Source organism: Nocardia sp. AB354, from assembly GCF_049538315.1.
GTDB classification, from domain to species: Bacteria; Actinomycetota; Actinomycetes; order Mycobacteriales; family Mycobacteriaceae; genus Nocardia; species Nocardia nova.
Map to the genome: position 1 here is coordinate 145963 of NZ_JBMVFU010000001.1, position 13181 is coordinate 159143.

The window sequence follows — 13181 nt, forward strand, 5'->3', positions numbered from 1 at the left end:
TCTATGACGACCACACTGGAAGCTCCGGCTCAGCCGAAGCGGAAGACCCTGTACCGCGGCGACCCGGGTATGTGGTCCTGGGCGATGCACCGGATCACCGGTGTCACGATCTTCTTCTTCCTGTTCGTCCACGTACTCGACACCGCTCTGGTGCGGGTCAGCCCGGACACCTACGACCGGGCCATCGAGACCTACAAGAACCCGGTCGTGGCCCTCATGGAGATGGGCCTGGTCGTCTGCGTGCTGTTCCACGCGCTCAACGGCGTCCGCGTGATCCTCGTCGACTTCTGGTCCAAGGGCCCCAAGTACCAGCGCCTGATGCTGTGGATCGTGCTCACCATCTGGGTTCTGGTCTCCGCCGCCGGCGTCGGCCGCCAGTTCTTCTACCTGCTGACGGAGCACTGATATGACCGCACCTGTTCTCGGCAAGTCCTACGACCGTCCCGCCAGCCTCGACTCGCCCCGCACCCCGCGCCGTTCCTCCGGCAACAACTTCGAGAAGTACGCGTGGCTGTTCATGCGCTTCTCCGGCCTGCTGCTGATCGTGCTGGTGCTGGGCCACATGACGATCATGCTGATGCTCGACGGCGGCGTGAAGCGACTGAACTTCGGCTTCGTGGCCGGCCGCTGGGCCAGCCCGTTCTGGCAGTGCTGGGATCTGGCCATGCTGTGGCTGGCACAGCTGCACGGTGGCAACGGCCTGCGCACGGTCATCGACGACTACTCCCGCAAGGACTCCACCCGCTTCTGGCTGAAGACCCTGCTGGCCGTCGCCATGATCCTGATCATGGGCGTGGGCACCTACGTCATCTTCACCTTCGACCCCAACATCAGTTAGGAACGCCTCCGCGATGAGTGAATCCCGTCCGGTTCAGGAACACCGCTACGACGTGGTCATCGTCGGTGCCGGTGGCGCGGGGATGCGCGCGGCGATCGAGGCCGGCCCCCGGGCTCGCACCGCCGTGCTGACCAAGCTGTACCCGACCCGCAGCCACACCGGCGCGGCCCAGGGCGGTATGTGCGCCGCGCTGGCCAACGTCGAAGAAGACAACTGGGAATGGCACACCTTCGACACCGTCAAGGGTGGTGACTACCTGGTCGACCAGGACGCCGCGGAGATCATGGCCAAGGAGGCCATCGACGCGGTGCTGGACCTGGAGAAGATGGGCCTGCCGTTCAACCGGACGCCCGAGGGCAAGATCGACCAGCGTCGCTTCGGCGGTCACACCCGCGACCACGGCAAGGCGCCCGTCCGCCGCGCCTGCTACGCCGCCGACCGCACCGGCCACATGATCCTGCAGACGCTCTACCAGAACTGCGTCAAGCACGACGTGGAGTTCTACAACGAGTTCTACGTCCTCGACCTGGTGATGAGCGAGACCGACCGCGGTTCGGTCGCCACCGGCGTGGTCGCCTACGAGCTGGCCACCGGCGAGATCCACGTCTTCCACGCCAAGGCGATCATCTTCGCCACCGGCGGTTCCGGCCGGATGTACAAGACCACCTCCAACGCGCACACGCTGACCGGTGACGGTATGGCGATCGTGTTCCGCAAGGGGCTGCCGCTGGAGGACATGGAGTTCCACCAGTTCCATCCGACGGGCCTGGCCGGTCTGGGCATCCTGATCTCCGAGGCCGTCCGCGGTGAGGGCGGCATCCTGCGCAACGCCTCCGGTGAGCGCTTCATGGAGCGCTACGCCCCCACCATCAAGGACCTCGCGCCGCGCGACATCGTGGCCCGGTCGATGGTCAAGGAGGTCCTCGAGGGTCGCGGTGGCGGCCCGAACAAGGACTACGTCTTCATCGACGTGACCCACCTCGGCGAGGACGTGCTCGAGGAGAAGCTGCCCGACATCACCGAGTTCTCCCGCACCTACCTGGGTGTGGACCCGGTGAAGGAGCCGGTGCCGGTCATGCCGACCTGTCACTACGTGATGGGTGGTATCCCGACCCGCATCCGCGGCGAGGTGCTGCGCAACAACACCGACGTGGTCCCCGGCCTGTACGCCGCCGGTGAGTGCGCTTGCGTGTCGGTGCACGGCTCGAACCGCCTGGGCACCAACTCGCTGCTGGACATCAACGTGTTCGGCCGCCGCTCGGGTATCGCCGCCGCGGAGTACGCCGCCCGCACCGAATTCGTCGAGCTGCCGGAGAACCCGGCGCAGATGGTGCAGGACTGGCTGACGCTGCTGCTGAGCGACCACGGCAACGAGCGGGTCGCCGACATCCGCACCGAGCTGCAGGTCACCATGGACGCCAACGCCGCGGTGTTCCGCACCGAGGAGACCCTCAAGCAGGCGCTGACCGACATCCACGCGCTCAAGGAGCGCTACCAGCACATCACCGTGCAGGACAAGGGCAAGCGCTACAACAGCGACCTGCTCGAGGCCGTCGAGCTCGGCTTCCTGCTGGAGCTGGCCGAGGTCACCGTCGTGGGCGCGCTCAACCGCAAGGAATCGCGCGGCGGCCACGCCCGCGAGGACTACCCCGACCGCGACGACGTCAACTTCATGCGCCACACCATGGCGTACAAGCAGGTCGAGCACGGTAAGCCGGCGGAGCTGATCGCCGACATCCAGCTCGACTTCAAGCCGGTCGTGCAGACCCGTTACGAGCCGATGGAGCGTAAGTACTGATGACTGCTGTAGCCGAAGCCCCGGCCGGGCAGAAGCCGGCCCCCGTGCCCGACGGGTCGACCATGGTGACGGTGAAGGTCGCCCGGTTCAACCCGGAGGACGACAAGGGCGCGCACTGGGATTCGTTCCAGGTGCCGGTCCTGCCGACCGACCGCTTCCTGAACGTGCTCATCTACATCAAGTCCTACCTGGACGGCACGCTCACCTTCCGGCGCTCCTGCGCGCACGGTGTCTGTGGTTCCGACGCCATGCGCATCAACGGCGTGAACCGGCTGGCGTGCAAGGTCCTGATGCGCGACATGCTGCCCAAGAACGGCAAGGAGCTCACCGTCACCGTCGAGCCGATCCGCGGCCTGCCCGTGGAGAAGGACCTCGTGGTGAACATGGAGCCGTTCTTCGACGCGTTCCGCGCGGTGAAGCCGTACCTGATCACCTCGGGTAACGCGCCGACCCGTGAGCGCATCCAGTCCCAGACCGACCGGCACCGCTTCGATGACACCACCAAGTGCATCCTCTGCGCCTGCTGCACCACCTCCTGTCCCGTGTACTGGAGCGACGGCAGCTACTTCGGCCCGGCCGCGATCGTGAACGCTCACCGCTTCATCTTCGACAGCCGCGACGAGGGCGCCCGCGAGCGTCTCGACATCCTCAACGACGTCGAAGGCGTCTGGCGCTGCCGCACCACCTTCAACTGCACCGACGCCTGCCCCCGCGGCATCGAGGTCACCAAGGCCATCCAGGAGGTCAAGCGAGCCCTCCTGTTCGCCCGGCCCTGAGGTAGCAGAGCACGAAACATGAAGGCCGCCCGCATCTTCGATGCGGGCGGCTTTTTCGTATCCAGTGCCCGGCCCCAGCGCACGCACCCATCCACATGGCCGGTGGCGCCGAATAACGGTTGCATCAACCAGTATTGCTCGTTATAAGGGGGCGGACATACCGTGGTAAATATGAAGACGATGATCGACTTGGACGACGAGGCCTTGACCCTGGCGGCGAAGGAGCTGGGCACAACCACCAAGAAGGACACCGTCAACGCGGCGCTTCGGTTCGTCGCCGAACGTCGTCGGCGCGTCGAGGAGATCCTGAACGATCCCTACGGCTTCGGAGTCGGTCCGGATATCGGCGACCCCGAGGTCATGCGCGGGGCTCGGCGGTGATCGAGCCGATCCCACTGCGTCTGCACCTGATCGATACATCCGCATATGCCCGCCTGAGCGATCCCGGCGTCCGGACCGTCATCGCCGGTTTGCTCGCCGATCGTGCGGCCGCAACGTGCGTCACGCTCGATCTCGAAGCAGGCTATTCGGGTCGAAATCTGGCAGACGTCCAGAACATCGCGCACAGCCGCCGGGCACGATTCACCACGCTTCCGGTCACCGAGCCGATCGCCGACCGGGCTCGTGAAGTGCAGCTATTGCTCGCTAGACAGGGAAAGCATCGTGCAGCCGGCATCGTCGACCTACTCACCGCGGCAGTCGCCGAGTACCACGGAGCCACGATCCTGCACTACGACGAAGACTTCGAACACATCGCCTCGGTCACGCGTCAGCCACATGTCTGGGTCGTGCCGAGAGGAAGTATCGACTGACGATCGATTATTCGAGCCACGAACGAAAGCGAGGTGGGCCATCATTTCGAACGCGGCGAGCGAAGGCTGTAGGCGCCGAGATCGTGTTCGAGGACGGCTGGTCGATATACATCCCCGGCGCGCCGATCGCTGCTACCGGCGCGACACTGGACGAAGCAGTCTCCGAAATGCTGCTCGCACTTCGCGAATACGCTGCAGACTGGCGGGACCGATTGCAGTCGGCACCGAACCACGTCGGACATCAGGCATTGGTCCAGCTCGTTGAGCGGAGTTCGGATGGCGGACTCGAGGCCTTGCTGCTGGCACAGGGTGAATGTCACCTCGAGCGCGGAGACCGGAGGACCGGCTGTAACTAGGCAATTTGCTCAGTTTGCTGGGGGTTTGTTGTCGGATCGGGGTGCGGGTGCTTGCCTGGAGGCATGTTCACCGAAGGTCAGCTGTATTCGCCGGTTACCACGGGTAACGACGGCGATGTCACGGTGCATTTGAGTGCCGAGCATCCGGGGGTGCACGATCCGGAGTATCGGGCGCGGCGCAACGCGATCGCCGCGCTGGCGCTGGCGTATCGGGAGGGCGAGACGCTGCCGCGCATCGACTACACCGAGGAGGAGCAGCGGGTCTGGCGCATCGTGTCGGCGGAGTTGACGCGCAGACATCGGACGTACGCGTCGGCGGAGGTGCTCGAGGGCGCCCGGCGACTGGACCTGCCCGCCGATCATATTCCGCAACTGGACGAGGTGACCGCGAAACTGGTGCCGCTCACCGGTTTTCGCTACGTGCCGGCGGCCGGCCTGGTGCCGCTGCGCGAATTCTTCGGCTCGTTCGCAGATCGAATTTTCCACTCCACCCAGTACATTCGCCACCATTCCGCTCCGCTGTACACGCCGGAGCCCGATTCGATTCACGAAATCATCGGGCACGCAAATCAATTGGCGTCGCCGCGGTTCGCCGCGATCTATGCCGAAGTCGGCGCCGCGGTGTCCCGGCTGGAGACCGAGGCGGCGTTGAAATTCCTGGCCGACGTATTCTGGTTCTCCATGGAATTCGGTGTAGTGCGCGAAAAGGGCGAAGTGCGTTGCTACGGCGCGGGTTTGCTGTCCTCGTTCGGCGAGATCGAGGAGTTCCGGCACGCCCGGCTGCGTCCGCTGAACATTCACGACATGGGCACCGCGACCTACGACATCACGCACTATCAGCCGATTCTGTATTGCGCGCGGTCGATTTCCGAGATCGAGGACGTGATCGGCGGTTTCTTCGCCGGCATGACCGACGACAGCGCGGCCGCCGAGCTGACCGCGTCCTGATCGGAGGGTGGCGTCAGTCGCCCGATTCCGGCTCGGGGACCGCCGGCCCCAGCGGCATGCCCGCCTCCATGAATTCCACGATCCGGTCGATCTTGTCCAGATCGAGCCCCTCCCGGCCGAACGCGGTCATCATCGCCCCGATCATCGCCCCGGAGAAGGCACGGACCTCGAAGTCGCTCGGTTCGCGGCCGACTCGGCGGGCGAGCAGCGCGGAGACCAGATCCACGTTGCGTTCGGTCTCCTGCATGATCACGCTGCGCAGCTCGGGCTCGTTGTAGATCAGCTTCATCCGGTCCTGCTCGAACTGCCAGTCCTGCGGGTCCAGATTGTCGAAGGTGTCGCGCATCGCCTGGCGGAACGCGGCCAGCGGCGTCAGCTCCGGCGGCTGGGATTCGAGCGCGTGGATCATGATCGGATCGACGTCGTCGGCCAGCACCACCTGCTCTTTGGACGGGAAATAACGGAAGAAGGTGCTCGGCGAGATATCGGCGGCCTCGGCGATCTGCTCGATCGTGGTCGCCGAATATCCCTGTGCCTGAAACAGTTTCATCGCTTCCGCGCGGATGGTGCGGCGGGTGCGCTGCTTCTTGCGTTCGCGCAGGCCCACCCGGGGCGACGTGGTCGCCCCGGAGTGGGCCCGAGCGGGTGCTTTCGACTCAGCCGACATGCACCGATTCTCCCGCATCGGCCGCGGAGTGCGGGTCCGGCTCCCCGCTTCGGGTCCGGATCGCGGCGAGCAGCGCCGCCACCACGCACACTCCGGCGCACAGCCACAGCATCGCGCCCATCCCGGAGACGAAGGCCGATTGCACGTGGGCGAGCATGTCGGCGTTGCCGGTGGTCCGAGCCACCGCGACACCCGCGTTCACACCGTCCGACACCGGCTCGTGGTTGTAGGAGCCCAGGTCGGAGCGATACTGCGTGGCCAGGACGGTACCCAGCACCGCCACGCCGATGGTGCCACCGGCCTGGCGCAGCGCCTGCAGCAGCGCCGAACCGGAACCGGCGCGCTCGGCTCCCAGCTGCCCCATCGCCATTCCCATCGCGGCCGGCATGACCAGGCCCATCGCGAAGCCCAGGATCGTGGTCCAGGCCGCGGTGTAGCCGTATCCGCTGCTCACCCGGGTCATCGCGCCCATGGCGAGCCCGGCGCCGAGGATGAGGAAGCCACCGCTGAGCACCATCCGCGCCCCGAGTTTCGGCAGCAGCTTGTCGACCACCCGCGTGCCGACCACCAGCCCGCCGATCAGCGGCAGCAACCGCAGCCCGCTACCGAGCGAGTCGACGCCGAGCACCGCCTGGAAGTACTGCGGCACGGTGAAGAACATGCCGAACATCGCGAAGTTCACGAAAACGGAATACGCGGTGCCCCAACGGAATCCGCGGTTGGCGAACAGTGCGATGTCGACCAGTGGATGCGCGATCCGCCGCTGCCACCACACGAAGCCGCCCAGTAGCGCCGCACCGGCGACCACCGCCGCCCAGGCCGCGCCGTCGCCCCACCCCTGTTCGCCGAAACGGATGAATCCGTAGGTGAACCCCAGCATGCCCGCGGCCGAGAGCAGCACCCCGGGCAGATCGATGCGGAAGGCCGAATCGCTGCGGGTCTCCGGAACCAGCAGCGCCACCGCGATCAACCCGACCACCACCAGGGGGACGTTGATCAAGAAGACCGAACCCCACCAGAAATGGTTCAGCAGCCAGCCACCCACGATCGGACCGAGCGGAAGCCCCAATGCGGTGGAGCTGACCCAGATCGTCAATGCGCGCTGTCGTTCGGTCCGATCCGGGAAAAGGCCGGGCAGCACCGACATCGACAGCGGCATCATCGCGGCCGCCGCGATACCCAGCACCGCGCGGGCGGCGATCAACATCCCCGCCGAGGTCGCCAGCGCACACCACAGCGATGCCCCACCGAAGACGACCAGCGCCGCCAGCAGGAACTTCTTGCGGCCGTAGCGGTCGCCGAGCGCACCCGCCGGCAGCATCACGGCGGCCAGCGCGAGGGTGTAGGCGGTGGTGAACCATTGCAGCGCAGCGGTATTCGCATGCAGGTCGAGGGCCATGGTGGGTAGCGCTACGACCAGCACGGTGGTGTCGAGGCCGATGGTGAGCATCGCCAGCCCGAGCGCACCGAGGGCGAGCCAGCGCGCCCGCCCGGCGCCTGGCACATCGACTCCCGGCGCATCGGCGCCAGGCGCATCGGCCGTGTGCGGTTCGCGGTCCGCTGCCGACGGCCCGGCGGTCGCTACCGAGCGTCCGGCCTCTTCCTCCCGCGCCGCGGTCCCGGTCGATGCGGGCGATTCCGATGATCTCCGCAAGTTCATGACATGTCCATTCAGTTGGTTGTGTCTATATTTTGATAGTAGCTCTCATTTCGTGGTCTCTGTCAATACTTCGTGGGCGCGGGTGTTCGCGGCACCATCGCGCAACGCCGCATAAGCTGCATGTCGATGAACACCCGCATGTCCCGCACCGTCCGCGTCCGCCGATCCCGCTCGCTGGCGGCCGCCGTACTGACTGCCGGGCTGCTGGGCGCCACCACGGTTACCGGGCTCGGCGTGGCCGACGCGGCGCCCGCGCCGCCGTCCACGCCGTTCACCACCCCGAATACGGATTCCTGCCCGAACAAGACGGCCCCGCCCGCGCCGATCGATACCTCGGAGGTGCCGGCGCCCGGCAGTACGACGCCGTCGCCGCTACCGGTGCCGTCGAATCCGATCGGCGGCGACAAACTCGGACGCTGCGGCGTGGTGGTTCCGGCGGGCGCACCACCGGTGCCCGCCGACATCTCGGCGACCGCCTGGCTGGTCGCCGACCTCGACACCGGCAAGGTGCTGGCCGCGAAGGATCCCCACGGCCGCTACCGACCGGCCTCCACGATCAAGACGCTGCTGGCCGCGGTCGCACTCCCCGCGCTGGACCCCAACCAGGTCGTGATCGGCACGCAGGACGACGCGAACGCCGACGGCACCCGCGTCGGCATCGGCCCCGGTGGCCGCTACACCAACGACCAGCTGTTCCACGCGCTGCTGATGTGCTCCGGCAACGACGCCGCCCATGCCATCGCCACCCAGCTCGGCGGCGACGAAGCCACCGTCGCGAAGATGAACGCGATGGCAAAACAGTTGCAGGCCATGGACACTCGGGCCGCCACCCCCTCCGGCCTGGACGGCCCCGGAATGAGCACCTCGGCCTACGACCTGGCGACGATCTTCCGCCACGACATGCAGAACCCCACCTTCGCCTCGATCATCCACACCGAGCAGTACGACTTCCCCGGCTACCCCGCCGACCCCAAGATCCCCGACGACAAGGACCACCCCGGCTTCCCCATCGCCAACGACAACCGCCTGCTGTACGACTACGACGGTGACCTGGGCGGCAAGACCGGCTACACCGACGACGCCCGGCAAACCTTCGTGACCGCCGCCGAACGCAACGGCCACCGCCTGGTCGTCACCCTGCTCAAGGCCGACGTCCTCCCCATCCGCCCGCCGGAGCAAGCCGCCCGCCTCCTCGACTACGCCTTCGCCCTCCCCGCCGGCGCGACCATCGGCTCCCTGCCCGACCGCAACACCGGCGAGGACTCGAACACCAACGTCGCCCTGGCGTCCCCGCCCGCCCACGACACCCCGACCGCCGCCGCCCCCTCGACACCCCACAGCAACTCGAACCTGCGCACGATCGGGATCATCGGCGCATTGGGATTGGCGATCGTGCTGGGCTTGTTCGGGTGGTCACGCTGGGGCCGGTCGCGGCGGTAGCTCCGCAGGCCGAGACAGCTTTCGAGAGTGGCGCGGTGACACCCGCCGAGTCGAGGCCTTGTCCCGCGCAACCTCGCGTACTCGTCATCGATCCGGCGCCCGGTGAGTCGGCGATCCCGGAACTCGCGGGCCTGGCGGAACTCGGGCTCACCCCGACGGTCAATCTGCGGCGGGTGACGGATCAGAACCTTCGTTCGGAAATCTCGCGCCGCTGGCACTCGATCGACATCGACGGTTTCCGTGCCGACGACATCGTGGCGGCATTCGAAAACCACGGCGGCTACGACGCGCTGAAATGTCGCGCCGGAATTCCGCTGACCCGCGGCGCATTCGAGCGACTGACCGCGAGCACCCACGGGCAACCGCTTCGTATGGTCGCCAAGGCCGCCTCGGGCCTGGACAGCTTCGACCTGGATGCTGCCGCCGAACGCGGTGTCACGGTTCTGTCCACACCGGGGGCCAACGCCGGCGCGGTAGCGGAGTTGACGATCGGTCTCATGCTCGACGCTCTGCGCGGCGTCGCAAGGCGCGACGCGGCATTGCGCGCCGGTGACTGGAGGGCGGCGATCGACGGCATTCCGGTTCGGAGCCTGGCGGATTCACGCGTCGGCCTCATCGGAAGCGGGGCGATCGCGCGGGAGGTCGCGGCACGACTCGCACCGTTCGGAGCCGAGGTCTGGGTCCACGGCTCGCCGCGTTTCACCGCGCGGGATGCGGAGCACTGGCCCGCGCGATGGACAGGCACGCTGCGCGAGCTGATGACCGGCTGCGACATCGTCTCCGTCCACGTACCGTCCACCGCGGCGACCGCCGGGCTCATCGGCGCGCGGGAACTGCGATGGATGAAACCCGGCTCGATTCTGGTCAATACCGCACGCGCACAGGTTGTTCCCGAAGACGCTCTTCGATGCGGCGCTGCGCGACCCGGAATGTGGGCTCGGCCACGCCGCCATCGACGTATTCGCCACGGAGGGAACGCGATTCACCTCACCACTGGCGTCGAATCCGCACACCACGCTCAGCCCCCACGTGGGCGGAACGACGGTGCAGGCAATGAAAGCCAGTTCCGCGCAGCTGCTTACCGAGATTTCGCGGTTCTACCGGAGCGGAGCGGAGTTCACCGCACGACCGGGCTGACGGCAGCGCCAGACCCCCTCGCGGCCGTCGGCGCAATCAGATGTCGAGGTCGCCCCGGGCGGCGGACGCAGTGAACGCCGACCACTCCGCGCCGGTGAAGATCAAGGCCGGACCAGCGATATTCTTCGAATCTCGCACGCCCACAAGACTGTCGGTCAGGAACGCTACTTCGACGCAGTTCTTGGAGCCGCCGCTACGGCTGCTCTTGAACCACCGCGCACCTGCGAGATCCACCATCACACGTACTCCTTCGCTATCTGCCGGAGCAGGGATCGGCTCGCGACCGGATCCATCACGCTTTGCCGGAGACCTTCGTAGGCTTGATGGTACCGCTGCACCGCTACAGGTTTTTCGAGATACATATCCCCGATGAAGCCTTCGACGTAGACAACCGGTGGCTCTGCGAGCTGCCCACCGCGGTCTTTGCCGAAATCAAGGATCACAAACGAACCGACTGCTTCGCCTAGCGGAAACCCGGCGCGATCCGGCAGTACCTGCACGCTGACATTCGGGCGACAGCTTACGTCCGCGAGGTGTTTCAGCTGCGCAGCCATCACTTTGGGGCCGCCGACTACGCACCTCAAGGCTGATTCCCGCAGAATCACGTCCAGTACGGCCGGCTGATACTTGCGTGTAATTCTGGTCTGCCTGCGCATCCGCAGTTGCACCCGGCGCGCATGCTCCTCGGCGGTGTCTTCTGGATGAGCAGTCGAGCACATCGCCCCGGCATACGCGGGCGTTTGGAGAAGACCGGGAACGAGTTCCGGTTCGTAAGTTTTCAAACTTCGCGCCGATGCCTCCAACCCGACATAGAAGTCGAAGTTCTCCGGAATCACGTCTCCGTATTCGCACCACCAGCTCAGCTCTTTGCCCTGGACCGCAAGAGCTTTCATCGCGAGCACGTCGTCTCCTTCGAAGCCGTAGATCTTGCACAGGGCTTCGATATCCACCTCTCGCAGTTGCGCGACCATGCCGTGCTCGATGCGTTGCAGGGTGCTCGCGCTGCGCTGAATGAGCGCAGCGGCCTGATGCAGGGTCAGCCCGCATTCCTCGCGGCCGTTGCGCAGATACCTTCCGAGCTGCCGTCGCGGCAAGGTGGACCCGTACTCCGACATGCCTGCCTCCCAACAGGTTCCGATTCGACGACGCCAGCACACCATCACGCGAACCACTACGACGCGTCCACCGCGGAATTTCATTCGATCTCCGCATAACCCCAGGAAGCTTTGCACCGCCCAGCGCCTTTCGACCCGCATCCCGGACGGCGGACCGGGCCGCGCACGGCTCGGCACCACGACGGCCACTGCCGGATGCGTCGACGCGTCCGGTATGGTCGGGGCGAATTCAGGGTGGGAGGTACAGCCGGTGGCTCAGACACTGGTGCACGGGCAGGTCTTTGCCGGATACCGGATCGAGCGACTGCTCGGCGCGGGCGGTATGGGCGAGGTGTATCTGGCTCACGATCGCGATCTGCCGCGCTACACGGCCCTGAAGGTGCTCAATCCGGCCTTCGCGGGGGACGAGGACGCCCGCCATCGGTTTCTGCGAGAAGCCGATACCATTGCGCGCCTGTCACATCTGAACATCGTGACCGTCTACGCCCGGGGCCAGGAGGGCGATCGGCTGTGGATGGCCATGCAGTACATCGAGGGCACCGACGTCGCGGCGGTGCTGCGCAACGGCCCCATGCATCCGGAACACGCGGTCGCGATCGTCACCGAAGCGGCGAAGGCCCTGGACTTCGCCCACCGCGCCGGGGTGCTTCATCGCGATGTGAAACCCGCCAACATCCTGCTCGCACAGGGTGATTCGAAGCAGGTCTTCCTCGCCGACTTCGGCATAGCGAAGATCCTGGATCATACGAACGAGTTGACGCGGTCCGGCGAGGTGCACGCCAGCCTCCGATACGCCGCGCCCGAACAGCTCGACCCCGGTATGCCGGTCGACCAGCGGGTGGACGTCTATGCCCTCGGCTGCACGCTGTATCACATGCTGACCGGAGCGCCGCCGTATCCCGGCGCCTCACCCGCTCAGCTCATCCATGCCCACCTCAACATCCCGCTTCCGGCTGCGAGCCAGCAGAACCCCTGGCTACCAGCGGCTTTCGATGCAGTGATCGCGCGGGCCACGGCCAAGAATCCGCAGGAGCGGTTCAGCAGCTGCGGCGAACTCGCGGCGGCCGCTCACTACGCATCGGCCGCGAGCGCGTCACGCGCGCCGCACACGGCACCAGCGTCCGGCTCCGGTCGCCGCTGGGGGTGGATCGTGGCCGCGGTCGTGGCCGTACTGGTGGTCCTCGGCGCGGGCTGGGCCGGCGCATTCGTCCTGTACCACAACAGGTCCACCGACGACGCGCAGCGTTCGGCCGACGCCGCCCGCGACGCCGCCTGCGCCTTCGGCCGCACCGTCTCCACCTACGACTACGACAAATTCGGGGCCTATCAGACGGCAGTTCTCGATGCCACCACCGGTGATCTGAAGACCCAGATGCAGTCGACCATGCCTACCTTGCAGGATGTCGTCACCCAGTCGCAGGCGCGATCCCACGTGTCAGACGCTCAGTGTTTCGTGAAGACCTCCGATGCCGATCGCGCGGAGGTCGCCGCGATCATCACCCAGGCCCTCACCAACAACACGTCCTCGACCGAACGGAGCAGTCAGATCTCGGTTCTGCTGACGATGCAGTTCGTGGACGGACGGTGGCTCGCCGCGAAGCTGGAGCAGCTGGCGGCGCCGAAGTAGCTACGGC

The 13181-nt window shown here is 66.5% G+C and carries 14 protein-coding genes; 10 read left to right on the plus strand and 4 right to left on the minus strand.

Annotated features, from left to right (window positions below):
- Positions 1-3: 3 nt before the first annotated feature.
- The 7 genes from sdhC (at position 4) to ACPCUW_RS00750 (ending at position 5528) form a co-directional block, all read left to right on the plus strand.
- Positions 4-405 carry a succinate dehydrogenase, cytochrome b556 subunit gene (sdhC, locus tag ACPCUW_RS00720; RefSeq protein ID WP_051024341.1) on the plus strand — a complete coding sequence of 134 codons (402 nt, stop codon included), beginning with the start codon at positions 4-6 and terminating at the stop codon, positions 403-405.
- Position 406: 1 nt separating this feature from the next.
- The gene (locus tag ACPCUW_RS00725) at positions 407-838 is read left to right on the plus strand and encodes a succinate dehydrogenase hydrophobic membrane anchor subunit (protein ID WP_030513572.1); all 432 of its coding nucleotides are present in this window, start codon (positions 407-409) and stop codon (positions 836-838) included.
- 13 nt (positions 839-851) lie between these two features.
- Entirely contained in the window at positions 852-2636 is a 1785-nt protein-coding gene (gene sdhA, locus ACPCUW_RS00730; RefSeq protein WP_423423378.1) for a succinate dehydrogenase flavoprotein subunit, read from the plus strand.
- A complete protein-coding gene (locus ACPCUW_RS00735) occupies positions 2636-3412 on the plus strand; it encodes a succinate dehydrogenase iron-sulfur subunit (RefSeq protein ID WP_036498394.1) in 777 nt (258 codons plus the stop codon). The genes sdhA and ACPCUW_RS00735 overlap by 1 nt, the downstream gene beginning before the upstream one ends.
- 171 nt (positions 3413-3583) lie before the next feature.
- Entirely contained in the window at positions 3584-3793 is a 210-nt protein-coding gene (locus ACPCUW_RS00740; protein WP_039776673.1) for a type II toxin-antitoxin system VapB family antitoxin, read from the plus strand.
- Positions 3790-4224 (plus strand): PIN domain nuclease, encoded by a 435-nt coding sequence (locus ACPCUW_RS00745; protein ID WP_094025322.1) that lies wholly within the window; start codon positions 3790-3792, stop codon positions 4222-4224. Before ACPCUW_RS00740 ends, ACPCUW_RS00745 begins: the two co-directional genes overlap by 4 nt.
- 419 nt (positions 4225-4643) lie before the next feature.
- Positions 4644-5528, plus strand: a complete 885-nt coding sequence (locus ACPCUW_RS00750; RefSeq protein WP_423423379.1) for a phenylalanine 4-monooxygenase — start codon at positions 4644-4646, stop codon at positions 5526-5528.
- A 13-nt stretch (positions 5529-5541) separates the two neighbouring features.
- Here ACPCUW_RS00750 and ACPCUW_RS00755 read toward each other — a convergent pair whose 3' ends face one another.
- Together ACPCUW_RS00755 and ACPCUW_RS00760 are read right to left on the minus strand one after the other, a co-directional pair.
- Positions 5542-6195: a TetR family transcriptional regulator gene (locus ACPCUW_RS00755; protein WP_245007156.1), complete on the minus strand. Its 654-nt coding sequence runs from the start codon at positions 6193-6195 to the stop codon at positions 5542-5544.
- Positions 6185-7645, minus strand: coding sequence for an MFS transporter (locus ACPCUW_RS00760; RefSeq protein WP_423423537.1), 1461 nt, complete (start codon positions 7643-7645; stop codon positions 6185-6187). Before ACPCUW_RS00760 ends, ACPCUW_RS00755 begins: the two co-directional genes overlap by 11 nt.
- A 336-nt stretch (positions 7646-7981) precedes the next feature.
- Between ACPCUW_RS00760 and ACPCUW_RS00765 the strand changes: the two genes are divergently transcribed.
- Positions 7982-9295 (plus strand): serine hydrolase, encoded by a 1314-nt coding sequence (locus ACPCUW_RS00765; RefSeq protein ID WP_423423380.1) that lies wholly within the window; start codon positions 7982-7984, stop codon positions 9293-9295.
- Between the two features lie 35 nt (positions 9296-9330).
- Entirely contained in the window at positions 9331-10506 is a 1176-nt protein-coding gene (locus ACPCUW_RS00770; RefSeq protein WP_423423381.1) for an NAD(P)-dependent oxidoreductase, read from the plus strand.
- On the opposite strand, the gene ACPCUW_RS00775 is transcribed toward ACPCUW_RS00770, so the two are convergent.
- Positions 10469-10669, minus strand: coding sequence for a DUF397 domain-containing protein (locus ACPCUW_RS00775; protein WP_423423538.1), 201 nt, complete (start codon positions 10667-10669; stop codon positions 10469-10471). The two genes, ACPCUW_RS00770 and ACPCUW_RS00775, sit on opposite strands and share 38 nt — an antisense overlap.
- Positions 10669-11547 (minus strand): helix-turn-helix domain-containing protein, encoded by an 879-nt coding sequence (locus ACPCUW_RS00780; RefSeq protein ID WP_063015621.1) that lies wholly within the window; start codon positions 11545-11547, stop codon positions 10669-10671. Before ACPCUW_RS00780 ends, ACPCUW_RS00775 begins: the two co-directional genes overlap by 1 nt.
- A gap of 250 nt (positions 11548-11797) precedes the next feature.
- Between ACPCUW_RS00780 and ACPCUW_RS00785 the strand changes: the two genes are divergently transcribed.
- A complete protein-coding gene (locus ACPCUW_RS00785; RefSeq protein WP_423423382.1) occupies positions 11798-13174 on the plus strand; it encodes a serine/threonine-protein kinase in 1377 nt (458 codons plus the stop codon).
- Positions 13175-13181: the final 7 nt, after the last annotated feature.

Bases quoted from the DNA above. Each gene is read 5' to 3' on its own strand.
- sdhC (WP_051024341.1), top strand. From the start codon at position 4: ATGACGACCACACTGGAAGCTCCGGCTCAGCCGAAGCGGAAGACCCTG.
- ACPCUW_RS00725 (WP_030513572.1), top strand. From the start codon at position 407: ATGACCGCACCTGTTCTCGGCAAGTCCTACGACCGTCCCGCCAGCCTC.
- sdhA (WP_423423378.1), top strand. From the start codon at position 852: ATGAGTGAATCCCGTCCGGTTCAGGAACACCGCTACGACGTGGTCATC.
- ACPCUW_RS00735 (WP_036498394.1), top strand. From the start codon at position 2,636: ATGACTGCTGTAGCCGAAGCCCCGGCCGGGCAGAAGCCGGCCCCCGTG.
- ACPCUW_RS00740 (WP_039776673.1), top strand. From the start codon at position 3,584: ATGAAGACGATGATCGACTTGGACGACGAGGCCTTGACCCTGGCGGCG.
- ACPCUW_RS00750 (WP_423423379.1), top strand. From the start codon at position 4,644: ATGTTCACCGAAGGTCAGCTGTATTCGCCGGTTACCACGGGTAACGAC.
- ACPCUW_RS00755 (WP_245007156.1), bottom strand. From the start codon at position 6,195: ATGTCGGCTGAGTCGAAAGCACCCGCTCGGGCCCACTCCGGGGCGACC.
- ACPCUW_RS00760 (WP_423423537.1), bottom strand. From the start codon at position 7,645: ATGCTCACCATCGGCCTCGACACCACCGTGCTGGTCGTAGCGCTACCC.
- ACPCUW_RS00765 (WP_423423380.1), top strand. From the start codon at position 7,982: ATGAACACCCGCATGTCCCGCACCGTCCGCGTCCGCCGATCCCGCTCG.
- ACPCUW_RS00775 (WP_423423538.1), bottom strand. From the start codon at position 10,669: ATGGTGGATCTCGCAGGTGCGCGGTGGTTCAAGAGCAGCCGTAGCGGC.
- ACPCUW_RS00780 (WP_063015621.1), bottom strand. From the start codon at position 11,547: ATGTCGGAGTACGGGTCCACCTTGCCGCGACGGCAGCTCGGAAGGTAT.